Origin of the sequence: Leifsonia poae, assembly GCF_020009625.1 — a bacterium.
Lineage (GTDB): Bacteria > Actinomycetota > Actinomycetes > Actinomycetales > Microbacteriaceae > Leifsonia > Leifsonia poae_A.
Genome location: NZ_JAIHLP010000002.1, coordinates 752981 through 777596, shown reverse-complemented (window position 1 = coordinate 777596; position 24616 = coordinate 752981). Strand labels below are relative to the sequence as shown.

Annotated in this window: 19 protein-coding genes and 1 pseudogene; 9 read left to right on the top strand and 11 right to left on the bottom strand. The window is 67.6% G+C overall.

Annotation, left to right across the window (positions count from 1 at the left end; genetic code table 11):
- Positions 1-68 precede the first annotated feature (68 nt).
- The gene (locus K5L49_RS04325) at positions 69-878 is read left to right on the top strand and encodes a tyrosine-protein phosphatase (RefSeq protein ID WP_223695236.1); all 810 of its coding nucleotides are present in this window, start codon (positions 69-71) and stop codon (positions 876-878) included.
- Between the two features lie 232 nt (positions 879-1110).
- On the opposite strand, the gene glnA is transcribed toward K5L49_RS04325, so the two are convergent.
- Positions 1111-2535, bottom strand: a complete 1425-nt coding sequence (gene glnA, locus K5L49_RS04320) for a type I glutamate--ammonia ligase (protein ID WP_223690778.1) — start codon at positions 2533-2535, stop codon at positions 1111-1113.
- A 157-nt stretch (positions 2536-2692) separates the two neighbouring features.
- Between glnA and K5L49_RS04315 the strand changes: the two genes are divergently transcribed.
- The gene (locus K5L49_RS04315) at positions 2693-3118 is read left to right on the top strand and encodes an RDD family protein (protein WP_223690777.1); all 426 of its coding nucleotides are present in this window, start codon (positions 2693-2695) and stop codon (positions 3116-3118) included.
- On the opposite strand, the gene K5L49_RS04310 is transcribed toward K5L49_RS04315, so the two are convergent.
- The 3 genes from K5L49_RS04310 to lipB are packed head-to-tail and all read right to left on the bottom strand — an operon-like array spanning position 3115 to position 5483.
- A complete protein-coding gene (locus K5L49_RS04310) occupies positions 3115-3813 on the bottom strand; it encodes a DUF4191 domain-containing protein (protein ID WP_223690776.1) in 699 nt (232 codons plus the stop codon). The two genes, K5L49_RS04315 and K5L49_RS04310, sit on opposite strands and share 4 nt — an antisense overlap.
- A 48-nt stretch (positions 3814-3861) precedes the next feature.
- Complete coding sequence (gene lipA / locus K5L49_RS04305; RefSeq protein ID WP_223690775.1) at positions 3862-4851, bottom strand: lipoyl synthase; 990 nt, start codon at positions 4849-4851, stop codon at positions 3862-3864.
- The gene (lipB, locus tag K5L49_RS04300) at positions 4848-5483 is read right to left on the bottom strand and encodes a lipoyl(octanoyl) transferase LipB (protein ID WP_223690774.1); all 636 of its coding nucleotides are present in this window, start codon (positions 5481-5483) and stop codon (positions 4848-4850) included. Before lipB ends, lipA begins: the two co-directional genes overlap by 4 nt.
- Positions 5484-5594: 111 nt before the next feature.
- On the opposite strand from lipB, the gene K5L49_RS04295 reads away from it, so the two are divergent.
- Entirely contained in the window at positions 5595-7109 is a 1515-nt protein-coding gene (locus K5L49_RS04295; protein WP_223690773.1) for a hypothetical protein, read from the top strand.
- A gap of 94 nt (positions 7110-7203) precedes the next feature.
- Here K5L49_RS04295 and sucB read toward each other — a convergent pair whose 3' ends face one another.
- From sucB to K5L49_RS04280, 3 genes and pseudogenes are all read right to left on the bottom strand, one after another.
- Positions 7204-8658, bottom strand: a complete 1455-nt coding sequence (sucB, locus tag K5L49_RS04290; protein ID WP_223690772.1) for a 2-oxoglutarate dehydrogenase, E2 component, dihydrolipoamide succinyltransferase — start codon at positions 8656-8658, stop codon at positions 7204-7206.
- A gap of 65 nt (positions 8659-8723) precedes the next feature.
- A pseudogene (gene lpdA / locus K5L49_RS04285) lies at positions 8724-10096 on the bottom strand (dihydrolipoyl dehydrogenase).
- A 106-nt stretch (positions 10097-10202) separates the two neighbouring features.
- Entirely contained in the window at positions 10203-11690 is a 1488-nt protein-coding gene (locus tag K5L49_RS04280; RefSeq protein ID WP_223690771.1) for a leucyl aminopeptidase, read from the bottom strand.
- 110 nt (positions 11691-11800) lie between these two features.
- On the opposite strand from K5L49_RS04280, the gene K5L49_RS04275 reads away from it, so the two are divergent.
- The 5 genes from K5L49_RS04275 (at position 11801) to K5L49_RS04255 (ending at position 17675) form a co-directional block, all read left to right on the top strand.
- Positions 11801-12733 carry a proteasome assembly chaperone family protein gene (locus K5L49_RS04275; protein ID WP_223690770.1) on the top strand — a complete coding sequence of 311 codons (933 nt, stop codon included), beginning with the start codon at positions 11801-11803 and terminating at the stop codon, positions 12731-12733.
- Positions 12734-12787: 54 nt separating this feature from the next.
- Entirely contained in the window at positions 12788-14128 is a 1341-nt protein-coding gene (locus K5L49_RS04270; protein ID WP_223690769.1) for an MFS transporter, read from the top strand.
- 239 nt (positions 14129-14367) lie between these two features.
- Positions 14368-15654: an RNA polymerase sigma factor gene (locus tag K5L49_RS04265; protein ID WP_223690768.1), complete on the top strand. Its 1287-nt coding sequence runs from the start codon at positions 14368-14370 to the stop codon at positions 15652-15654.
- 9 nt (positions 15655-15663) lie between these two features.
- A complete protein-coding gene (locus K5L49_RS04260; RefSeq protein ID WP_223690767.1) occupies positions 15664-16938 on the top strand; it encodes a MurT ligase domain-containing protein in 1275 nt (424 codons plus the stop codon).
- A complete protein-coding gene (locus K5L49_RS04255) occupies positions 16935-17675 on the top strand; it encodes a type 1 glutamine amidotransferase (RefSeq protein ID WP_223690766.1) in 741 nt (246 codons plus the stop codon). Before K5L49_RS04260 ends, K5L49_RS04255 begins: the two co-directional genes overlap by 4 nt.
- Before the next feature lie 9 nt (positions 17676-17684).
- Here the strand turns inward: K5L49_RS04255 and K5L49_RS04250 are convergent, their stop codons facing one another.
- Genes K5L49_RS04250 through K5L49_RS04240 form a run of 3 tightly spaced genes read right to left on the bottom strand, consistent with a single transcriptional unit; the run spans position 17685 to position 19736 of the window.
- The gene (locus K5L49_RS04250) at positions 17685-18761 is read right to left on the bottom strand and encodes an alanine racemase (protein WP_223690765.1); all 1077 of its coding nucleotides are present in this window, start codon (positions 18759-18761) and stop codon (positions 17685-17687) included.
- Positions 18758-19465: an alanine racemase C-terminal domain-containing protein gene (locus K5L49_RS04245; RefSeq protein WP_223690764.1), complete on the bottom strand. Its 708-nt coding sequence runs from the start codon at positions 19463-19465 to the stop codon at positions 18758-18760. Before K5L49_RS04245 ends, K5L49_RS04250 begins: the two co-directional genes overlap by 4 nt.
- A gap of 34 nt (positions 19466-19499) precedes the next feature.
- Entirely contained in the window at positions 19500-19736 is a 237-nt protein-coding gene (locus K5L49_RS04240) for a DUF7455 domain-containing protein (RefSeq protein ID WP_223690763.1), read from the bottom strand.
- Positions 19737-19963: 227 nt separating this feature from the next.
- On the opposite strand from K5L49_RS04240, the gene K5L49_RS04235 reads away from it, so the two are divergent.
- Entirely contained in the window at positions 19964-22045 is a 2082-nt protein-coding gene (locus tag K5L49_RS04235) for a DNA gyrase/topoisomerase IV subunit B (protein ID WP_223690762.1), read from the top strand.
- Between the two features lie 44 nt (positions 22046-22089).
- Here K5L49_RS04235 and K5L49_RS04230 read toward each other — a convergent pair whose 3' ends face one another.
- Entirely contained in the window at positions 22090-24579 is a 2490-nt protein-coding gene (locus K5L49_RS04230; protein WP_223690761.1) for a DNA gyrase/topoisomerase IV subunit A, read from the bottom strand.
- Positions 24580-24616: the final 37 nt, after the last annotated feature.

Genomic DNA, 24616 nt, shown 5'->3' with positions numbered 1-24616 from the left:
GTGAGAGGAACAAATCCATCGACACGCGGACGTCGGGTCGATCCGAGAAAGGCGAACCCGTGGAACTGATGTCGGTGCTCGAAGTGACGCACAACTCGCGAGACCTCGGCGGTATGCCCCTCGCTGACGGTGCTGTGTTCACCTCGCGTCGCGTCTTCCGTTCGGATGCGCTCTCGACGCTCACCGAGTCGGGCCAAGAAGCCCTGGCTGCCCTCGGCATCGGCACGGTCATCGACCTCCGTACGGCGGGAGAGCAGGGCCGCGCCCCGGATGCGCTCGCCGCCGCCCCGAGCGTCGAGCTCCGCAGCGTGTCCATCCAGGGCGGAGCGATGGACGAACTGGTCAAGCAGCTTCTGCCGTCCGAGCCGGGCGCCACCCTCACCGCCGACCAGATCACCGCGCTCGTCGAACAGATCCCTACGCTCGAAGAGCTGTACGTCGCCATCCTCGCCAGCAGCGCACCGTCATTCGCGGAGGTCGCCCGCGCCGTGCTCGACGCGGAGCGTTCCGATCGTCCGGGGGTGCTGATCCACTGCACCGCCGGAAAGGACCGCACAGGGCTCGCTGCGGCACTCCTGCTGAGCGTCGCCGGCGCTGCGCGCGACGACGTCGTCGCCGACTACGTGCTCACCGAGACCAATCTCGCGAACGGTCTCGGCCGCGAACTGACCGCCCTCCTCACCAGCCTCGGCGTTCCGCTCGTGCCCCGACTCGAGACACTCGCGACCAAGTCGCCGGCCACGGCCATCGAAGCGGCGCTCGACTGGGTCGGCGACACCCACGGGGATGCCGCCGGATATCTGCGCTCAGGCGGCCTTTCCGAGACCGAGACAGCCCGGCTCCGCGCGCTCCTGCGTGATACCAGCATTCAGGACTAGCGCGCAGCGAACTCCCTCCATCCTCGCAACGGTTCGAACCGGCGGGGTATCGATTCGTGCGTCATCACGGCGAAATGCCCGGCTGTGATGCCCGGCCGCGATGCCCGAACGAAGAAGAGTCCGCACGAGGCGGATCGGCCGCTGACGCGGACCGTTCCACATCTCGTGCGGACTCTCGGCGGACTGAGGCGTCCGTCACGCCTGAACAGCCCCGCTGACCGGGGCGCTCGAATCAGACGCCGAAGTACAGCTCGTACTCGAATGGGTGCGGACGCTGCGCGAGGGGCTTGATCTCCTTCTCGCGCTTGTAGTCGATCCAGGTCTCGATGAGCTCCGGGGTGAACACGCCACCGGCGAGCAGGAAGTCGTGATCGGCCTCAAGCGCGTCGAGCACCTCGGCGAGGGTGCCGGGAACCTGCGGAATGTTCTTGGCCTCCTCGGGCGGCAGCTCGTAGAGGTCCTTGTCGACCGGCTCGTGCGGCTCGATGCGGTTCTTGATGCCGTCGAGCCCGGCCATGAGCTGGGCGGCGAACGCGAGGTAGGGGTTGCCCGAAGCATCCGGAGCGCGGAACTCGATGCGCTTGGCCTTCGGGTTGGTGCCGGTGATCGGGATTCGGATCGACGCCGAGCGGTTGCCGGCCGAGTAGACCAGGTTGACCGGGGCCTCGAAACCGGGGACCAGGCGGTGGAACGAGTTCACCGTCGGGTTGGTGAACGCCAGGACGGCCGGGGCGTGCTTGAGCAGACCACCGATGTACCAGCGGGCGATGTCGGAGAGCCCGCCGTAGCCGGCCTCATCGTAGAACAGCGGCTTGCCGTCGCTCCACAGCGACTGATGCGTGTGCATCCCTGAGCCGTTGTCGCCGAACAGCGGCTTCGGCATGAAGGTCGCGACCTTGCCCCACTGCTCGGCGGTGTTCTTGACGATGTACTTGAACTTGAGGATGTCGTCAGCCGAGTGGACCATCGTGTCGAAGCGGTAGTTGATCTCCGCCTGGCCGCCGGTGCCCACCTCGTGGTGCGCACGCTCCAGGATGAGGCCGGCGTCGATCAGCTTCAGCGAGATGTCGTCGCGCAGATCGGCCTGCTTGTCGACCGGGCTGACCGGGAAGTAGCCGCCCTTGTAGGGGGTCTTGTTGGCGAGGTTGCCGCCCTCTTCGGTGCGGCCCGTGTTCCAGGCGCCCTCTTCGGAGTCGACCGAGTAGAAGCTGGAGTGCTGGTTCACCTCATAGCGGACATCGTCGAAGATGTAGAACTCGGCCTCCGGGGCGAAGTACGCCGTGTCGGCGATGCCGGTCGAGGCGAGGTACTTCTCTGCCTTCTTGGCGACCTGGCGGGGATCCTTCGAGTAGATCTCGCCGTTGCGGGGGTTGTAGATGTCGAACACCATGATCAGTGTGCGCTCGACACGGAACGGGTCGACGTAGGCCGTCGACACATCCGGGATCAACTGCATGTCCGACTCGTGGATCGACGCGAAACCGCGGATAGAGGAACCGTCGAACAGCTGGCCGACGGAGAAGAACTCTTCATCAACGGTCGACGCGGGGATGTTGAAGTGCTGTTGCACACCGGGAAGGTCGGTGAAGCGGATATCAAGGAACTTGACGTCGGTGTCCTTGATGAACTTGAGCACCTCGGAAGAATCACGGAACATGCGGAGGACTCCCAATGGCTTGTAACGGGGTGGACTGCACCTGCAGCCCAAGACAAAGGTACGGGGAGGGAGTTTCCCCGCGGTGACGCAAATGTTTCCAGCATGTTACGCCGTCGCTCGTCCGGGGGCGGTATTGCACGCCCGGTAAACTCGTCGGGTGCCCCAGAATCCTCCGAGCCCCCGATCCGGAAACGTCGCCCCGAGCCGCTACCCGGGGGAGCGCCTCGGTCTTCCCGACGAGGGACGCGGCTCGGTCGGCCGCCCCGGGAGGCGCATCGGCGCTCTCGCCGTGGACTGGGCGCTGGCAGCGCTGCTCTCCTGGGCGTTCTTCCACTACGACGCCTGGGCCAACCTCGGCATCTTCGTGCTCATGCAGGTGGTGTTCATTCCCACGATCGGTGGCAGCCTCGGCCACCGACTGTTCGGGATGCGTGTGGTCCCGGTTCGTGGGGGCTGGGTCGGATTGTGGCGGCCGATCGTGCGCAGCGTGCTTCTGGCCGTGGCCGTTCCCGCCCTGGTCTGGGATTCCGACCAGCGCGGGTTCCACGACAAGATCGCAGGAACCGTGCTGATCCGCGCCTAGCGTGCTCGCTGGGCGCGCACCTTCATCGGGTCGACGCCCTTCGGGATCGGCATCGGGTTCTCGAGCGACTGCAGACGATTGCTGATCGCCAGGACCTCGGCTTTGGTGAGAGTCGGTTTGATCTTGGCCAGCCGGCGCGGGATCTTGTGCAGCGGGATCGAATCTTCGTCGGGCCCGACCGTGATCGTAGTCACCGGCACGTTCGGGAGAACGCGGGCGACGCGGCGACGCTCCTCCTCGATCATGCGGAGCGTGCGCGACTTGGGGCCTTCGCTGATGAGCACGACGCCACCGCGGCCGACAGCCCGGTAGATCGCGTCCTGCGTCTTGCCGTTGACCGCGATCGGCATCTCGGAGCCGCGCCAGCTACGCTTGAGCGAGCTGCGCAGCACGGCGCCCACGGCGCCCGGCTGGCCCTCGATCTGCGAGTATGCGGCACGCTCGGCACGACGGCCGAGGATGATGAGCGCCACCAGAACACCGGCGAGCACACCCGCGAGGATCCACAGCACCATGGTGAAGACGTTGCCGTCGGAGAAGAACAGCGACACGAGAACGCCCACAATGATCGGCAGCGCGAAACCGCCGACGATGTATGCGACGGCCCGATTGTCGTAGCGACGGGTCATCTGGAAGACCTGCCACATCTGCTTCAGACGGCCGGGCTCCTTGGTGGACTTCTCCTTGCGTGCCATGCATTCAGGATACCGGCTCCGCCGCGCCGCTGGTGACGATGTTCGCGCTCAGGAGACGGCTTGGGCGAAGCCGAGGGAGGCATCGGCGAGGTGCCGCAGATTCTCCGGCACGTCGCGCCCCTTCGCCTGCATCGACTGAGCCCAGAGCCGGCCGGCGCGGTACGACGACCGCACCAGGGGCCCCGAGAGCACACCGAGGAAGCCGAGATCTTCCGCCTCCAGCTTCAGCTCGACGAACTCGTCGGGATGCACCCACCTGGCCACCGGGAGATGCCGGGGGCTCGGCCGCAAGTACTGGGTGATCGTGATGATGTCGGTGCCGGCGTCGAGCAGGTCGCGCAGAGCCTGGCTGACCTCGTGGCGTTCCTCGCCCATTCCCAGGATGAGGTTCGATTTGGTGATGAGGCCGGCCGCGCGCCCCTGGGTGAGAACATCCAAGGACCGCTCGTAGCGGAAGGCGGGCCGGATGCGCTTGAAGATCCGCGGCACCGTCTCGACGTTGTGTGCGAAGACCTCCGGTCGAGCGGAGAACACCTCGCCGAGATGCTCAGGGTTTCCCGAGAAGTCGGGAACGAGGATCTCGACACCGGTGCCCGGGGACTGCCGGTGGATCTCGCGGATCGTCTCGGCATAGAGCCAGGAGCCCTCGTCGTCCAGATCGTCGCGCGCAACACCGGTCACCGTCGAATACCGCAGGTTCATCCGCGTGACCGATTCGGCGACACGGCGAGGTTCGTCGGTGTCGTAGTCCGCAGGCTTGCCGGTGTCGATCTGGCAGAAATCGCAGCGGCGCGTGCACTGCGAACCGCCGATGAGGAAGGTGGCCTCGCGGTCCTCCCAGCATTCGTAGATGTTGGGGCAGCCCGCCTCCTGGCACACGGTGTGCAGGTCTTCACTCTTCACGAGCGATTGCAGCTGCTGGAACTCGGGACCCATCTTGGCCCTGGTCTTGATCCACTCCGGCTTGCGCTCGATCGGGGTCTCGGCGTTGCGGACCTCCAGGCGCAGCATCCGGCGTCCCTCGGGTGCGGCGCTCATGCGACGGACTCCAGCTCGAGCTCGAAGCGGGCCCGAACGAGCGGGGCCACGTCGTTCGGGGTGACCGTGCGCCCCAGAACGCGAGTGATCGAGGTGATCCCCGCATCCCGGATGCCGCAGGCGACGATGGCGTCGTACGCCTCGAAACCGTTGGAGCAGTTGAGGGCGAAGCCGTGCATCGTCACCCCTTCGGCGACCCGGATGCCGATCGCGGCGATCTTCTCGTCGCGCTGCACACCGCGGATCCAGACCCCTGAGCGACCCTGCACCCGTTCGCCGGGCACGTCGAGCTCGGCCAGGACATCGATCAGGATGCCCTCCAGGCGCCGCACGTAGCCGACCACGTCGATCGGTTCGGGGAGCCGGAGGATCGGATACCCCACGAGTTGCCCCGGCCCGTGCCAGGTGATCTTCCCGCCGCGGTCGACATCGATGACGGGGGTACCGTCGGTCGGCCTTTCGTCGGGCTCGGTGCGTTTGCCGGCGGTGTATACCGACGGATGCTCGAGAAGGATGACAGTATCGGGCGCCCGGCCTGCGACGACGGCGGCGTGCAGAGCACGCTGCTGTTGAAGGGCCTCGGTATACGGCACGGAATTGGCGCTTAGTCCCGTGACGACGAAGTCGACCACCTGCACAGTCTAGGCGTTCGAGGCTCCTCCACAATTCGCATGACCGGCGCGTTGTCCACCGACTGCGGGAGACCCGAACACGGGAGCTGCCCGCCGCGATGGACTGGAGCAATGACGAAATCGGTGCAGAGCCTGGTTCGGCGAGCAGCAGCCCTGGCCGCGGCCCAAGAGTGGGAGGTGCTCCGAACCCTGCACCACGACGAAGGGGAAGTGAGCCAACTCGTCGTTCCCCAGGGTTCGCTCCAGCCCGCGGTGCTCCGGCTCCGTTCGGCCGAGGCGCACGGCGAGGAGCGCGCCCGTGCGGAGATCGACGCGCGGCGGGGTATCCGAAGCGAGCATGTGCTGGCTTTGCGCGAGGTGATCACCTTTCGCGAACGGCGCGACTCCCGACGGGGTTCCGCTCCGCCACCCGCGCTTCTCTTCGAGCATGCGCCCGGCGGCGACCTCGCCGGCCTGCTCGACCGGCGACGAGAAGTCCGCCCCGGTGAGGCGGTCACGATCCTCGTCTCCGTCGCCCGTGGCCTCGGCGCATTGCACGGGCGGGGCTGGACCCACGGCGCGCTGACCTCGCGTTCCGTGGTCTTCCGAGCCGACGCCTGCCCCGCCATCACCTCCCTCGGAGGGGCCCGTCCGCTGTCGCGCGAGGGCTGGCAGAACGATCGACGAGCGTTCGTGCAGCTGGCCGAATGTCTGGCGCATGCCGTCGAGGGCCCGCTCGGATCCCGATTGGTGGGAGCGGTCCGCGTCGCACTCGCTTCGTCGCGGGCCGAGTCGGCGCCACCGAGGTTATCGGAGTCAGCAGTGTCGTCGGGGTCTTGGGGGTCTTGGGGGTCTTCGGAGTCTTCGGGGTCTTCGGAGTCTTCGGGGTCGACGATCACGGAGTGGGAGACCGTAGTCGACGCGGTCACCTCGGTCGCCGAGCCGGAGGCGGTGAGTCTTCCACACGACAACTCGGAGGTGTCGGAGGGCCTCGTGCCGGTGGACGTCGTACCGCGGAGCGCTGCGACATCGACAACGTCGCCGAGGAGAGCGCAGCGGGGCGCCGCTACCGTGGCCCCACAGCCGGATGCAGGCCCGATTCGGGAGATCGTGAAACGGGTGGCGCGGGAGATCCGCGCGCGCAAGAAGCTGGTTGGGGTGGCTGTGATTCCGGCAGTGGTCGTCGGCGCGGTGCTCACGCTGGCGCCGCCGGGTGGCGATTCCAGGTCAGGTTCGCCGGTGCGGGCGTCCGCCGGGGATGCTGCGGACACGACGTGGACGGCCGCACCATCGGAAGCCGCGTCGTCGGAAGCCGTACCTCAGCAGGCGGCGTCGGCGCCAGCGTCGCCGTCAGCCTCGGTACCGCCGTCAGCCTCGGTACCGCCGTCAGCCTCGGTACCGTCGTCGGGGGAGGTCTCGGCGATCCGGGGCGACGATCCGGTTTCGGCCGCCGATGCCCTGCTCGAAGCGCGGCGGCGGTGCTGGGCGACGAGACCGCCGAATGCGGGCTGTCTGGCGGCGAGTGTGCAGGTGGGCTCTCCCCTCGAACAGGCCGACACGACGACCACCGGGTCGAAGCGTCGGGACTTCTCGGGTGCGACGCTCGCGCTCGTGCAGCGCTGGGGGATGCAGCCCTCATCGCGGTGACCGAGGTCGGCTCGGGCGCGGTGCAAAGCGAACCGGCCTCGCTCCTGATGATCAAGAGCGAGGCCGGTTGGCGGTTGAGGGAGATCTTCCCGGACTAGACGCCCAGATTGCCCTCGAAGTCGCCGGTCTCGAGGCGGTTCTTGATCGCGACGAGGAAGCGGGCGGCGTCGGCTCCGTCGACGATGCGGTGATCGTACGACAGGGCGAGGTACACCGTGGAGCGGATGGCGATCGAGTCGCTTCCGTCAGCCGTGATGACGACCGGTGACTTGCGGACGATGCCCGTTCCGAGGATCGCGACCTGCGGCAGGAATACCACCGGGGTGTCGAACAGGGCGCCTCGCGAACCGGTGTTGGTCAGCGTGAACGTTCCACCGGCGAGCTCGTCCGGCTTGAGGCGGTTGTCGCGGGTGCGCTCGGCGAGGTCCGCGATCTCCTTGGCCAGGCCGGCGAGGTCGAGCTCCGAGGCATTGCGGACGACCGGGGTCAGCAGGCCGCGCTCGGTGTCGACCGCGATCGACATGTTCTCGTGGTCCGGGTAGACGATCGTGTCGCCGTCGATGGTGGCGTTGATGACGGGGTACGTCTTCAGCGCCTCAGCGGCGGCCAGAGCGAAGAACGGCAGGAAGGAGAGCTTCACGCCGGTCTTGGCCAGGAAGTCGGCCTTCACCGTGTCACGGAATGCGGCGACCTTCGTCACATCCACCTCTACGACGGAGGTGAGCTGTGCGGAGGACTGCATCGAGACGACCGCGCGCTCGGCGACGACCTTGCGCAGGCGGGACATCGGCTGGGTCGTGCCGCGCAGCGGCGAGACCTCGGGAGCCGGTGCTGCCGTGGCGGCTGCGGCGGGTGCGGCAGCCGGGGCGACCGCAGAGAGGATGTCCTCCTTGCGGATGCGCCCGCCGACGCCGGTGCCCGTCACGCTGGAAAGGTCGATGCCCTGCTCGTTCGCGAGCTTGCGAACGATCGGAGTCACGTAGCCGGCGTTGCCGGCGTGTGCACCGCCGGTCGCCGGAGCGGCGACCGGGGCAGGAGCAGCAGCCGGAGCGGCGACAGCGGCCGGAGCGGCGACGGGGGCCGGCTCGGCAACGGGAGCGGCGACGACTGCGGGAGCCGCGATCGGAGCCGGCGCAGCAACAGGGGCCGGCTCGGCAACAGGTGCAGGAACGGCCGCGGGGGCCGGCTCGGCAACCGGCTCGGCAACAGGTGCAGGCTCGGCAACCGGTGCAGGCTCAGCAGCAGGCGCCGGGGCAGCCACGACCGGGGCCGCCTCAGCGGCGGGAGCGGCCGGAGCCTCTCCGCCACCGGAGCCGTCGCCGATGGTCACGAGTGCGGTGCCGACCTCGACGGTCTCGTCCTCCTGCACGAGGATCGCTTCCACGACGCCCGCGATGGGCGACGGGATCTCGGTGTCGACCTTGTCGGTCGAGACCTCGAGCAGGGGCTCGTCGACCTCGACACGGTCGCCAACGTTCTTCAGCCAGCGGGTGACCGTGCCTTCCGTGACACTCTCGCCGAGTGCCGGGAGGCTGACGGATTCGCTCATGAGCTTGTCTCCTTCAAAACCAGATCGTTCAGTAGCTTATTGCAGTCGCGTCGGGGATCGACGGACTAAAGGGTGTGGAGCGGCTTGCCCGCCAGGTAGAGGAAGGCTTCGCCGAGAGCCTCGTTCTGCGTGGGGTGGGCGTGGATGAGCGGGGCGATGTCTTCGGGGTACGCTTCCCAGTTCACCGCCAGCTGGGCTTCCCCGATGAGCTCGCCGACGCGGGCCCCGATCATGTGTACCCCGACGACCGGACCGTCGACGACGCGAACGACCTTGACGGTTCCGCTCGTGCCGATGATCTCGCTCTTGCCGTTGCCGGCAAGGCTGTAGTCGTAGCTGGAGACCTTGTCGGCACCGTACTGCTCGACGGCCTTCGCCTCGGAGAGGCCGACCGAGGCGACCTCCGGGTCGCAATAGGTGACCTTGGGATGTTGATGTCGGGGACGACGATCGGGTTCAGACCCGCGATCTCCTCCGCGACGAAGATGCCCTGCTGGAAGCCGCGGTGCGCGAGCTGCAGGCCGGGGACGATGTCGCCGACGGCGTACACACCCGGGACGCTCGTGGCGAGGCGCTCGTTCGTGATGACGAAGCCGCGGTCCATCGTGATGCCCGCCTCTTCGTAACCGAGGTTGGCGGTGGACGGACCACGGCCGACAGCGACGAGCAGCAGCTCGGCGTCGACCGTGTCGCCGTTCTCGAGCGTGACGACGACGCCGTTCTCGTTCTGGGTCACGCCGGCGAAGCGGATGCCGAGACGGTAGTCGATGCCGCGGCGGCGGAAGGCCCGCTCCAGCGACTTGCTGATCGTCTCGTCCTCATTGGGGACCAGGTGCGGCAGCGCCTCGATGATCGTGACGTCGGCACCGAAAGACTTCCAGACGCTGGCGAACTCGACGCCGATGACGCCACCGCCGAGCACCGCAACCTTCTTCGGAACGAAGTCGAGCTCGAGGGCCTGCTCGCTGGTGATCACACGGCCGCCGATCTCGAGGCCGGGGAGCGAGCGAGAGTATGAGCCGGTCGCCAGGATGACGTTCTTGCCGACGATGGTGTCTTCGCCGACCTGCACAGTGGTGGGGGAGGTCAGACGACCCTCGCCCTCGATGACCGTGATGCTCCGGGCCTTCACGAGGCCCTGGAGTCCCTTGTACTTCTTGGCGACGATTCCCTGGCGGTACTCCGTGACACCGTTGATGTCGATGCCCTTGAACTCGGTGACGATGCCATACTTCGACGACTCGCGGGAGTAGTCGGCCACCTCCGCTGCGTGCAGCAGCGCCTTGGTGGGGATGCATCCCCGGTGCAGGCAGGTGCCTCCGACCTTGTCTTTCTCGATCATGCCAACGGTGAAACCGAGCTCGGCCGCACGCAGTGCTGCTGCGTAGCCTCCGCTTCCACCGCCGAGCACCACAATGTCAAAGTTCTGCTCAGACACCCAGCTACTCCCTCGCGCATCAGGATTCGTGACACGACTCTGCCCTCGAATGTGTATCTCGGAGGCAGGCGTTGATTGGCAAGATTTTCTCGCCTATACGACCTTACTACTGTCGGGAAAAGTCCTCGGCCAACCGCAGCAGTGCTCGCACGGTGACGGCGGTCGGCCCTTTGCCGGTGAACCCGTACGGCCCGGCCGGCCCCTTGGCCGGTCCGGCGATGTCGAGGTGCGCCCAGGGGATGCGGGGCGCATCCTCTGCATCTCCTGTGCGTCCGACGAACTCCTGCAGGAACACGCCGGCGAGCAGCATCCCGCCGGCGGTGTTTCCCGGGTTGGCGTTGGCGATGTCGGCGACGTCGGAGTTGATCGTGGCGCGCAGCTCGCCCGGAAGGGGCATCGGCCAGAGCAGTTCCCCGCTGGCTTTCGCTGCGTCGAGCACACGGGCGACGAGGTCGTCGTCTCCCATGACGGCGGCGTAGCGCGTTCCGAGCGCCACCATCGCGGCGCCGGTGAGTGTCGCGACGTCGATGATCGCATCCGGGTGCTCTTCGCTGGCGGCGGCGAGGCCGTCGGCCATGACGAGACGCCCTTCGGCGTCGGTGTTCAAGACCTCGACGGTGCGGCCGCCACGGACGCGCAGCACATCGTTGGGGCGGATGGCCGACCCCGACGGCATGTTCTCGGCGATGCAGAGCCACGCCGTGACCCTCACGGGAAGCGCGAGGCGGGCGGCGGCGAGAGTGACGGCGAGCACTGTCGCGGCTCCGGTCATGTCGTATTTCATCCCGACCATCCCGGTCGGAGGTTTGAGCGAGAGACCGCCGGTGTCGAAGGTGATGCCTTTGCCCACCAGGGCGAGGTGACGGGCGGCTCCGGCGGGGGAGTAGCTCACCTTGACCAGGCGCGGTGGCCGGGCCGACCCCTGGCCGACACCGAGGATGCCGCCGAAGCCCTGTTCTGCAAGCTCTTTCTCGTCCCAGACCGTGACCTCGACGGGCAGACCGGCGGCCTCCTCGCGGGCCGCCCGGGCGAAGGTCTCGGGGTAGAGGTCGAGCGGGGGCGTGTTCACGAGGTCTTTGACCAGCGCTGCGGCCTCGGCGAGAGCGGTCGCCCTGGAGACGGTCGCGGCATCGTCGGACGAAGCTCCGAGCACCTCGACGGTCGCCACCGGGGTACGCGCGCCGTCTTTCGACGCCTCTCGGTAGGCCGTGAATGCGTAGGAGCCGAGCGCAGCCCCTTCGAGTATGGCGGCCAGTTTCTCGTCACCGCGAACCGGGAAGGCGATCGTGACGGCGGCGGTTCCGGCGAGTTGGCGGATACCGCTGCCCGCGGCGTAGCGGAGCGCATCCGCGTCGGGATCGTCGGGGACACCGATGACCGCGATCGACGGTCCGTCGTCGGCGCCCGGCAGGCGCACGAGCTCGTCCTTTCCCCCGCCGAAGCCGATCGCTTCGAGCTGCGCAGCGATCCGGTCGAAACCGTCGACGGCGAAGAGCGTCGCCCGGCCGTCAGAGACGCGGGCGCCGATCAGGACGACGTCGGCACGGGAAGAGGGGGCGGATGCGGACGAGAGCGAGAGGGAAGGAACCGTCATGCTTTCGAATCTAGTCTTCTCCTCGCATCCCGCTGCCTGTTCGCTGTGGGCGTGTGCGTTCGCAGCCGGTTCCCGGCGTTCCCGCGCGAGGGTCGGCCTAAGGTTTAACCATGCACGATCCAGGCGAACTGTACGAGCTCGGTCCGGCCCTCTCCGAGGTCCCGGAAGGGCTGAACCTGGTTGCCGGCCTCACCGGCTTCGCGGATGCGGGTTCCGGTGTCAGCCAGCTCGGCACCTACCTGCTCGGCACGCTCGACACCGAGGTCGTCGCGACCTTCGACACCGACATCCTGCTCGACTACCGGGCCCGTCGGCCGATCATCTACTTCGATCAGGACCACCTGACCGACTACCAGCCGGCCACGCTCAAGCTGTACCTCGCCTACGACGAACTCCGCCAGCCGTTCCTGCTTCTTTCCGGCTTCGAGCCCGACTTCCAATGGGAGCGATTCACGCAAGCGGTGCTCGGGCTCATCGACCGGCTCAAGGTCAAGTCGGTCACCTGGGTGCACGCCATCCCGATGCCCGTGCCGCACACGCGTCCGATCGGGGTCACGGTGAGCGGCAACCGCGCGGAGCTGATCGAGTCGATGTCGATCTGGCGGCCGCACACGCAAGTGCCGGCGAACGCCCTGCACCTGCTGGAGTTCCGTCTGCAGCAGATGACGTACCCGATCGCAGGGTTCATCCTGCTCATACCGCACTACCTGGCCGACACCGAGTATCCGGCGGCCGCAATCACCGCGCTCGACAGCATCAGCGCCGCGACGGGCCTCATCTTCCCGACCGACCGTCTGCGTCAGGAGGATCGCGAGTTCATCGCGAACATCGACGAGCAGGTGGCGTCGAACGCCGAGCTCGGCCGGCTGGTCGGCACGCTCGAGGAGCGCCACGACAGCTATATGGAGGACAACCAACTCCGGTCGCCGCTCACCGACCAGGACGGCGAACTCCCCTCGGCCGATGAGATCGCCGCCGAGCTGGAGAACTTCCTGGCGTTCCGGCGCCACGGCGACGACGACACCGGGCCCACCTCGTCCTGATCGGCGCGGAGGCCGAGCCGAGGGATGGCTTGGCCGGGGCGATACGCTGGTGAGGTGAATTCGCGTCGATCCTGGCTGATCTACGGGATCGGCGTCTTCGCATACCTGGTCGCCGTGACACAGCGCACCACCATCGGTGTGGCCGGGGTCGCCGCCACCGAGCGGTTCCACGTCAACGCGTCCGTGCTCTCGACTCTCGCGGTCGTTCAGCTCGTCGTCTACGCAGCCATGCAGATCCCGGTGGGGGTGCTGATCGATCGCGTCGGGTCGCGTTCGCTGATGATGGTGGGCACCGCGCTCATGATCGCCGGACAGGTGACCGTCGCGTTCGCGCCGACGATCGGGATCGCCATCCTGGGGCGCATCCTCGTCGGCGCCGGCGATGCAACGGTCTTCACTTCGCTGATGCGCTTGACCAATTCATGGTTCCGCGGCCGCATCGTGCCGCAGCTGTCCCAGTGGATCGGCAACATCGGTCAGCTCGGGCAGGTGCTCTCGGCGATCCCCTTCGCGATGCTGCTCCACCAATCCGGCTGGACGACGGCGTTCCTGAGTGCGGGATCCCTCTCGGTCGTCGCCCTCGTCGGTATCGTCCTCGTGATCAAGGATCGGCCGACCGGTTCGACGGAGGGGCCGCGCCCCGCCACCTGGGGGGAGTCGATGCGGCAGCTGCGGGTCAGTCTGGCGCGGCCGGGAACCCAGCTGGGGTTCTGGTCGCATTTCGTGACGCAGTCCTCCGGCACCGTCTTCAGCCTGATGTGGGGTCTGCCGTTCATGGTCTACGCGTTGGGGGTCGATGCGGCCGAGGCGTCGGGGCTGTTGATCGTCTCCGTGGCGGCGGGCCTCATCTCGGGTCCGATCCTGGGACTTCTCACGGCTCGCTTCCCGCTGCGGCGAAGCAACCTGGTGCTCGGGATCGTGGCACTGATGGGCGTGACCTGGGCGGTTCTGCTGCTGTGGCCGGGCGTGCCTCCGTTCTGGATGCTGATCGTGCTGCTCGTGGTCATCGGCATCGGCGGCCCCGGCTCGCTGATCGGATTCGACTTCGCTCGCACGTTCAACCCGTTGCGGAGCCTCGGCTCGGCGAACGGAATCGTCAACGTCGGCGGATTCCTCGCCAGCTTCGTGATGATGTTCCTCATCGGGGTCACGCTCGACACCGAGAACTCGCTGCATGTCGCGGCCGGTGGAGCTTCCGACCTCTACGCATTCGATTCCTTCCGGTGGGCATTCGCGGTGCAGTATCTGATCGTCGGGATCGGCGTCGGGTTCCTGGTGCACGCACGGCGGCGCACCCGGCGGCGGTTGTCGGAGGATGAGGGAATAGAAGTGGCCCCGCTCTGGGTTGCACTTGTGGAAGCGTGGAGGATCCGCGGGCACCGTTCAGCCCGCTGACGCGCCGAGGCGACACGAGGCGCAACCGGCCGTCCCCACGGGGACGGTGGTAAGGGGGCTCGCTCGAAACGTGCAATAATTGACAATCGGACCCGTTCATATCCAGGGGTCGGTGCATCTTCGGATGCCCGGCGAAAGACCCAGGACTTGACATGGGTCTTAGTAATGTCCGCACGCAACCTGAGCCAGGCCCAGGCGCAACAGAACTCGGCCCTCCGCTTGGTATGAAAGGTGTTCACATGGCAACCCGTGCAGCAGGAACCGTCAAGACGGCCGTGGCCGTCGCAGACCCCGAGGAGTCGACCGCGACCGCGGTTGCGAAGGCCAAGCCGGCAGCGAAGAAAGCCGCGCCGGTCAAGAAGGCGGCGGCAAAGCCCAAGGGCCGCGCCAAGAAGAGCGACGACGAGATCGGCGAAGACGAGGCCGTCGAGGCCGAAGAAGAGGATGTCGTCGTCGACGACGCCGAGACAGACGAGACCGAGACGGACGAGGCCAAGTCCGACGACGACACCGAGAAGACCGCCGTAGCGGAGGAGCCGCTCCCCACCGGCGCGCTCGTGCTGCGCGCCGTCGACGAAGACGACGACATCCCGGTCTACTCGACCGCGATCACCGGTGCGACGGCCGACCCGGTCAAGGACTACCTGAAGCAGATCGGCAAGGTCGCGCTTCTGAACGCGGCCGAAGAGGTCGAGCTCGCGATGCGCATCGAGGCGGGACTCTTCGCCGAGGACAAGCTCGCGAACGCGACGAACATGCCCAAGGAGCTCGAGCGCGAGCTTCGCTGGGTGGCCCGCGACGGTCAGCGTGCCAAGAGCCACCTGCTCGGCGCGAACCTCCGTCTCGTGGTCTCGCTCGCCAAGCGCTACACCGGTCGTGGCATGCAGTTCCTCGACCTCATCCAGGAAGGCAACCTGGGCCTCATCCGCGCGGTCGAGAAGTTCGACTACACCAAGGGCTTCAAGTTCTCGACTTACGCCACCTGGTGGATCCGTCAGGCGATCACTCGCGCGATGGCCGACCAGGCGCGCACCATCCGCATCCCCGTGCACATGGTCGAGGTCATCAACAAGCTGGCCCGCGTACAGCGACAGATGCTGCAGGACCTGGGCCGCGAGCCCACGCCCGAGGAGCTGAGCCGCGAGCTCGACATGACCCCCGAGAAGGTCATCGAGGTGCAGAAGTACGGCCGCGAACCGATCTCCCTTCACACGCCCCTCGGCGAAGATGGCGACAGCGAGTTCGGTGACCTCATCGAGGACACCGAGGCGGTCGTCCCGGCCGACGCGGTGGGCTTCACGATGCTGCAGAAGCAGCTGGAGAGCCTGCTCGACTCGCTCTCGGAGCGCGAGGCCGGCGTGATCCGGATGCGTTTCGGGCTCGGCGACGGCATGCCGAAGACCCTCGACCAGATCGGTGACACGTTCGGTGTGACGCGTGAGCGCATCCGCCAAATCGAGTCGAAGACGATGGCGAAGCTTCGCCACCCGTCCCGCTCGCAGTCGCTGCGCGACTACCTCGAGTAGGCCGCGCGCGTGCGCTACAGGCTGGCGGTCCTCGCAGGCCGCCTCGCCCGCTGGGTGCTGCGCCTTCGCGGCGGCGGCTCGGCCGTTCCCGGCCGGGTCGCCCTCGCGATCGCTCCGAGGTTTCTGGAGCGCGCCGTCGAGCGCCTTCCGCTCGGCGTGGTGTTCGTCTCCGGTTCGAACGGCAAATCGACCACGACCAACATGCTCACCGGCATTCTGCGCGAGCACGGCCTGACCGTCTTCACGAACCCGTCGGGCGGCAACCTGCCGCAGGGAATCGCGTCAGCATTGCTGGCGACGGTGCCCCTCGACGGCTATGTGCGCGGAGACGTCGGCGTGATCGAGGTCGACGAGGCCTACGGCGTGAACCTGGCGACGGTCCTCAAACCGCGCGGCTCACTGCTGCTCAATGTGCAGATCGACCAGTTGAACCGGTTCTTCGAGCCGGCCCGTGTCGTCGGAATGCTCCGATCGATCGGAGCATCGTCGTCCGAGTTCGTCGTTGTGAACGCCGACGACGACAGCCTGTCGGGCATCGGCGCCGAGTTCGTGGCCGAGGGACGCGATGTGTCGACCTTCGCCGTCGCACCGGCGCTGATCGACGCGTCGCCGAACGGTCTGGCCAACGTCGAGGACTTCTCCCGTACTGTCGTCGCCGCCTTGCCGGCGCCGACAGTGACCGTGAACGCGCTCACCGGCCGCACCGCCGACCTGACCGTCGGCGGCGAGAGCGTTCAGATCGCACTTCCGGCCCGCGGCCTGCACTACGCGATCGACGCGGCCGGCGCGACCGCCATGGCGCGCAGGCTGCTCGGAGAGCGCTTCCGTGGCGAGGCCGTCGCCCGGGCGATGTCATCGCTGCGCACGGTCTACGGCCGCGGTGAGACGCTGCGGGTCGGCGATGAGGACATCGAGATCATCATGATGAAGAACCCGCCGAGCCTGCAGTTGAATCTCGACTACCTGGCCGAAGCGCCTGAGCAGGTGTTCGTGGCCGTGGATGAGGGAACACCGGACCCGTCGTGGATCTACGACATCGACTTTTCGTCGATCGAGCACGTCGACATGGTCTCGGGAACGAAGGCGTGGCAGTTCGCCACCCGCTTCGGTTACGCGGGGATCCCCGTCGGCTCGGTCGTGCCCGAGCTGCGCCCTGCCCTGGCGGCGTTCCTGTCGCTGCCGAAGCCGTCCCGCGGCACCAAGACGATGATCGTGAACTATGAGCAGATGATGCTCATCCGCAAACAGCTCGGCTTCCTCGATCTCGAAGGGGGAGAACGATGACGGCACTGCGCATTCTGCACCTCTATCCCCGCGAGCTCGGCATCAACGGCGACGCCGGCAATGTGATGGCGCTGGTGGAGCGTGCACGCTGGCGTGGCATCGCGACCGAGGTCGTGAGCCACGAGCCGGGTGACAGTCTGCCCGAGTCGGTCGATCTCGTGCACATCGGCAGCGGCCCGCTCTCTTCGCAGCGTGCGGTGCTCGACGACGTTCAGCGTCTCGCGCCGACGCTTCGGGCATGGCGGGATGCGGGCGTGCCGATCCTGGCGATCGCCGGCGGTTGGCAGCTCCTCGGCGTTGAACTCGTCACCGCCGAGGGGGAGAGACTCCACGGCGCCGGAGTGTTCCCGAGCCGGGCGATTCTCGGGGCAGAGCGGCATGTCAGCGAGTCGGTCGTGCGCACCGCCGACGGAACCGTTGCCGGGTTCGAGAACCATTCCGCGCGAACGGTGCTGGACGGCGGCGAGCCGCTCGGCGCCGTGGTGAGCGGGTTCGGAAATGACGCTTCCGCCGATCAGCGTGTCGAAGGCGTCACGGTCGGCGCTTCGATCGGAACTCATCTGCACGGTCCGTTGTTGCCGATGAATCCGGAGCTCGCCGATCGCATCCTGGCAGACGCTCTGGCGCGTCGCGGCGACACCGTGCCGTTGACGGCGGTGCCGGAGGTGCGGACGGTAGACGGCTACGCCGTGAATGCGCGGCGTGCGATCGCTGAGCGGCTCGGCGTCAGGCTTTGACCGGTCGCCTCAGTCGACGTAGACGCGGGGGACGCGAGGAGCGAGGCACGTCACCAGCTCGTCGGCGATGGTCTCGGCCCAGTCGGCCCACAGCTCCGCGTTGACCTCACCGGCCGTCCCCGGCCCGAAGAGCGTCGCCGTGTCACCGCGACGCACTCGGTCGGCGCCGACGTCGACGAGCATCGTGTCGGCCTCCACGGAGACGATGGGGCGCGGACGGCCGCCGAGCGCCACTGATGCCTTGGCCGTCCCCAGCGTGGGAACACCGTCGGCGAAACCGATTCCGAGCCGGGCATGCGTGGTGCCGTCGACGTGTACCTCGGTGACCGGGGCTTCCAGCCGCATCACTGGAGTGAGGCCGAGGTCGGCCCCGGACCGATCGTCGAAGGGCGAGATCCCGTAGGCGGCGATCCCGAAGCGCACAAGGTCGAAGCGTGCCTCGGGCATCCGGATGCCGGCCGAACTGGCGGCAAGGTGCAGGATCTCGAAGGTCGCTCCGCGGGCTTCTGCGACGGCGACGGCCGCATGGAATTCGGCGAGGGCGGCCTCGTCGTCGGCCAATGAGGCGTCGGCGAGGTGCGACCAAGCGGCGCGGATGCGAAGCAGGCCACGGCGCTGCAGAGCGAGCGCCTCGTCGACGAGGGCCGGCCATTGTTCGGCGGTGGCGCCGTTACGGCTGAGACCGGTGTCGACTTTGAGATGCACGACAGCGGGGCGGTCGGCGCCGGCCGCGGCGATCGCGGCGAGTTGCCAATCGGCGGAGACACCGAGCTCGATGCCGGCCTCGATGCCGGCACGGAAGTCGGTGTCGGTGCCGTGCAACCAGGCGAGGAGCGGCACCTCGATGCCGGCGCTCCGCAGAACCAGACCGGCCGGGATCTCCAGAACCGCGAGCGAGGTCGCTCCCGCCTCGATACCGGCCCGCGCGACCGGGAGCAGGCCATGGCCGTACGCGTCGGCCTTCACCGCGAACATCACTTCGGCCGGAGCGATGTGCGCGGCGAGGTGCGCGATATTTCGGCGGAGTGCCCCCAGGTCGATGACGGCACGGGGGAGCGGCTCGTCGATGGCGTCGATGCTCGTCATGCGCTGTAATGCCTCTCGATGCGGCGGCCGAGGCGGCTCACGATGACGGGTGCGGCGATGCCGACGGCCGAAGACCAGTCGTGGATGCTCGGCTCGTCCCGGTCCGGATCGCCGAAGAGCACAGCGGGGTCGCCCGGCCGCGCGAACGTATCGTCGATGTCGACGACGAACTGGTCCATGGCGATACGCCCGGTGACCCGTCCGGTGAAGGCGCCGATCCGAACCGGCGCGCGGTTCGTGGCGACGCGCGGGATGCCATCGGCGAAGCCGAGGGCGACCAGGGCGAGTGTGGTCGGCTTGCCCGTGCGGTAGGTGTACCCGTATGAGACGCCGCGGTCGGCCTCGACCCGCTTCACGGCGACGACCTCGCCCACGAGCCGTAGTGTGGGCGCTGAGGGCTGCGTGGGATCGAGCCCGTAGATCGTCGGTCCGAGTAGGGGTCCCGCGGCCGACCCGACCAGGACGGCCGGAAGGCCGGCATCGGCGAGCTCGGCGGCGTCTTCGAACCGGGAGACGAGAAAACCGCCGACCCCCGCATCCCTCAGTGCACGAGCGACGGGCAGAAGCCCGTGGCCGTACGCGTCGGCGCGGAGATCGGCGGTGGAGTCGGTGAGTGGTGCATCAGCCGCAGCCTCGGCGTTCGCGACGATGCGGCCAAGGTCGACGATGGCGTGCCTGCGCACACCCGTCGACCGCTGTCCCATCGTTCGATGAACGTCTACGAGCGCTGGCAGACCGTTATGCGCGCTGGTCTTCGAAGAGACGTGCGGTCTCGTCGTGCCAGCTGTGCGCGATCTCGGACAGCTTCTCCTGGTGCTTCTTGCCGTGGTGGGCGCAGAACAGGAGTTCGCCGTTGTTCACGACGACGCGGATGTAAGCCTGGGCTCCGCAGCTGTCGCAACGGTCGGCCGCCGTGAGTTGCGGCCCCGATGCGAGCTCGTCAACCGCACCGTTCTCCGTGGTGATCGTCGACATGTGATGCTCCTTCCAGATCGCAACCGGATTAACTTCGGTACGTCTATAGAACCACGTTCTGTGCCGAACCCTGCCTGATTTGCGCCCTATTTCGCTCAACGCGTAGCAGACACCCAGGAGAGTGTCGGTGGCGGGCGCGGGCCTGCGGAGTGCTTACGCTGGTGGGTGGCATGGCGCCAGCCGTTCGCATCCCCACCCGGCGCCTCGACTTTCTGCAAGGAGCGCTCGTGGCGAGCTCAGATTATTCGGCCAGGCACCTCTCGGTTCTGGAGGGCCTGGAAGCGGTGCGCAAGCGCCCGGGCATGTACATCGGCTCGACCGATTCCCGCGGCCTCATGCACTGCCTCTGGGAGATCATCGACAACTCCGTCGACGAGGCGCTGGCCGGCCATGGCGACAGCATCGAGCTCATCCTGCACGCCGACAGCAGCGTCGAGGTCCGCGACAGCGCTCGCGGCATCCCCGTGGACATCGAGCCGAAGACCGGCCTGAGCGGCGTCGAGGTCGTGTTCACCAAGCTGCACGCCGGCGGCAAGTTCGGCTCGGGATCGTACGCCGCCTCGGGCGGTCTGCATGGCGTCGGCGCCTCGGTCGTCAACGCGCTCTCGGAGCGGCTCGACGTCGAGGTCGACCGCGACGGCAAGACCTGGGCGATGTCGTTCCACCGTGGCGAACCCGGCATCTTCGCCGACACGGGCGAGCCGACGCCGGATGCGCCGTTCGCGCCGTTCGAGAACGGCAGCGAACTGCGGGTTGTCGGCAAGGTGAAGCGTGGTGTCACCGGCACGCGCATCCGATACTGGGCCGATCGTCAGATCTTCACGAAGGGCGCGGAGTTCCAGGCGGAAGACCTGATCGGTCGCGCCCGCCAGACGGCGTTCCTCGTTCCGGGCATCAGCATCTCGATCGACGACAAGCGGAGCCCCGACGGGGAGACGACCACCTTCTCGTACTCGGGCGGCATCTCGGAGTTCGTCGACTTCCTCGCGCCGGACAGCCCGATCACCGACACCTGGCGGCTGACCGGCGAAGGACATTTCACCGAGACCGTCCCGGTGCTCTCTGATTCGGGTGCGATGGTGCCCACCGAGCTCAGACGCGACTGCCAGGTCGACATCGCCCTGCGCTGGGGCACCGGCTACGAGACGGTCATGCGCAGTTTCGTGAACATCATCGCGACGCCCAAAGGCGGCAGCCACCAGGCCGGCTTCGACCAGGGGATGCTCAAATTCCTTCGCGCGCAGGTCGAGCAGAACGCGCGTCGGCTGAAGGTCGGAAACGACAAGCTCGACAAAGACGATGTGATGGCCGGACTCACCGCTGTGCTCACCGTTCGCCTGCCCGAGCCGCAGTTCGAGGGGCAGACCAAGGAGATCCTCGGAACCCCCGCCGTGCGCGCGATCGTCGCGCAGGTCGTCCAGAAGACGATGAACGAGCGGTTCACCTCGCCCAAGCGCGACGACAAGGCGCAGTCCTCGTTGCTGCTCGACAAGGTCGTCGCCGAGATGAAGTCGCGGATCTCGGCGCGCGCCCACAAGGAGACGCAGCGCCGCAAGAATGCGCTGGAGACTTCGTCGCTGCCGGCCAAGCTCGTCGACTGCCGGTCGAGCGATGTGAGCAACAGCGAACTGTTCATCGTCGAAGGAGACTCCGCCCTCGGTACGGCGCGCCGGGCCCGCGACAGCGAGCACCAGGCCCTGCTGCCCATTCGGGGCAAGATCCTCAACGTGCAGAAGGCCTCTGTCTCCGACATGCTGTCGAACCAGGAGTGCGCGGCGATCATCCAGGTGATCGGCGCAGGTTCCGGCCGCAGCTTCGACCTGTCGACCGCCCGTTACGGCAAGATCATCATCATGAGCGACGCCGACGTGGATGGGGCGCACATCCGCACGCTGCTGCTCACCCTGTTCTTCCGCTACATGCGCCCGATGATCGAAGACGGCCGGGTGTTCGCGGCCGTGCCTCCACTGCACCGGGTGATCGTGGTGAACCCCGGTTCGAAGCCGAACGAGACGATCTACACCTACTCTGAGGCGGAGCTTCAGGCTGTGCTCGCCGACCTGAAGAAGCGCGGCAAGCGGTATCAGGAGCCGATCCAGCGCTACAAGGGCCTCGGCGAGATGGACGCGGATCAGCTGGCCACGACGACGATGGATCGCAAACACCGCACGCTGCGCCGGGTGCGGGTGCCCGACGCGGAGCAGGCTGCTCGCGTATTCGAGCTCCTGATGGGCAACGACGTCGCCCCGCGCAAAGAGTTCATCATCGCCGGCGCCGACGACCTCTCACGCGCCCGCATCGACGCCTGAGTCACATCGCCTGAGCCCCACCGATGCTGGTCCGGGTAGGCGGGTCAGCCGAGGCGGCGGCCGAGGGAGGTGACGACCATGTCGAGGGGGACACCGGAGGCGTCGCGGCGGGCACCGGGTTCGGGGAGCGTGCGAGCGGCTCCGTCGGGGCCGACAGCGAGCGCGGGCGCGCGACCGGCCCAGGCGAGCACGACCTCGTTCTCGCCCTTGAGGAAGCGGTGGGAGCGCACGCCGCCGGTGGCGCGGCCCTTCGGCGGGAACTCCGTGAACTCGCTGACCTTTCCGCTGCCGGGGTCGGCGCCGAGCAGCGTCTCGCTGCCGGCCGCGATCGTCACGACGACAGCCTCGTCTTTCTCGGCGGCAGGGATGCTCGTGAAGAACACGACCCGAGCATCCGTCGTCACATTGATGCCCGCCATACCGCCGGCGGGCCGCCCCTGCGGGCGCACGGCCGACGCCGGGAACCGGAGCAGCTGCGAATCGGAGGCGATGAAGACCAGCTCGTCGGTGTCGTCGCCCTGCACCGCGCCGACGACCTCGTCACCGGGCTTGAGGGCGATGATCTCGAACTCGGGCTTGTTCGCCCAATCGCCGGCGGTGACGCGTTTGACGACACCCTGCCGGGTGCCGAGCGCGATCGAGCGGGGCGAATCGAGCGAGACGACGGCGAGGATCTTCTCCTTGCGGTCGGCCAGAGCCAGGTAGTCGCCGATCTTCACACCGGCGCCCAGCTGGATCGAGTTGACCGGTGCCGCCGGCAGGTCGACGGGGGAGAAGCGCAGAAGCCGGCCACGGTTGGTGACCGCGCCGATCTCGGTGCGCGTCGTCGTGTCGAGCTGCGACAGGATCGCATCGTGCTTGCTGCGCCGGGCCGGAGGGGCGATACGGTCGAGTCCGCCGTCGCCGTCCGGCTCGCCTCCGGGCTGCTGGTCGACGCGGAGGATGCGACCGGTCGTCGAAAGCAAGACGCGGCACGGCACATCCGCCACCTCGAGCACGACCGGCTGCTTGCCGCGGGCAGACGCCGTCGCGATCGACGGGCGGGCCTCGGTGAGCAGCGTGCGGCGCGGAGTGCCGAACTTCACGGCGACCTGTTCGAGTTCGTCGGAGACGAGCGCGTTGATGCGCGCCTGGCTGGCGAGCAGGGTTTCGAGCTCGGCGATCTCGGCTTCGAGCTGCGCCTTCTCGTTCTCGAGCTCGAGGCGTGAGAACTTGGTGAGGCGGCGCAGCCGCAGCTCCAGGATGTAGTCGGCCTGCAGGGTGCTGAGATCGAAGACGTCCATCAGGCGGGTGCGGGCCTGGTCGGTGTCGTCGCTCGTACGGATGACCTGGATGACTTCGTCGATGTCGACGATCGCGATGAGCAGGCCCTCGACGAGGTGCAGACGCTCCTTGCGCCGCGCCAGGCGGAACTGGGAGCGCCGGGTGACGACCTGGATGCGATGGTCGAGATAGACGCTGAGGAGCTCGCGCAGTCCCAGGGTCTGGGGTCCGCCCGCGACGAGCGCGACGTTGTTGATCGAGAAGCCGTCTTCGAGCGGCGTGTGGCGGTACAGCTGCTCGAGCACGGCATCCGGGCTGAACCCGGTCTTGATGCCGATGACCAGGCGGAGGCCGTGCTGGCGGTCGCTCAGGTCGGTGACGTCGGAGATGCCTGAGAGCTTCTTCGCGTTGACGCCGTCTTTGATCTTCTCGATGACTTTCTCGGGGCCGACGAGGTAGGGGAGCTCGGTGACCACGAGGCCGCTCTTGCGGGCGGTGATCGACTCCACGGTGACCTTGGCGCGGGTCTTGAAGCTGCCCCGACCGGTGGCGTAGGCGTCGCGCACGCCGGCGAGACCGACGATGGTTCCTCCGGTGGGGAGGTCCGGACCGGGAACATACTCCATCAGGTCGTCGAGCGTGGCCTCGGGATGCGCGAGCAGGTGCCGTGCGGCGCCGACCACCTCGATGAGGTTGTGGGGGGCCATGTTCGTGGCCATGCCGACCGCGATGCCGGCGGCGCCGTTGACCAGCAGGTTCGGGAACGCGGCGGGGAGCACATCCGGTTGCATCAGCTGAGCGTCGTAGTTGGGGACGAAGTCGACGACATCCTCGTCGAGGTCCTCGGCCAGCGCGAGCGCGGCGGCGGCGAGACGCGCCTCGGTGTATCGCGGGGCGGCGGGGCCATCGTCGAGGGAACCGAAGTTACCGTGACCGTCGATGAGCGGCACCCGCAGGGTGAAGTCCTGCGCCATGCGCACGAGCGCGTCGTAGATCGCGCTGTCTCCGTGCGGGTGCAGCTTTCCCATCACCTCGCCGGTGACACGGGCGGACTTCACATGTCCGCGGTCTGGCCGCAGCCCCATCTCCGTCATCTGGTAGATGATGCGTCGCTGCACCGGCTTCAGGCCGTCGCGGGCGTCGGGGAGAGCGCGCGAGTAGATCACCGAGTAGGCGTATTCGAGGAACGAGCCCTGCATCTCTGTCGTGACGTCGACGTCTTCGATGCGTTCGGTGGTGCCCGCGGCGGGCGTGTCGTCTGTCGGAGTCATTCGTGCAATCTGGAAATGAAAGGTGGGGGATCACGGC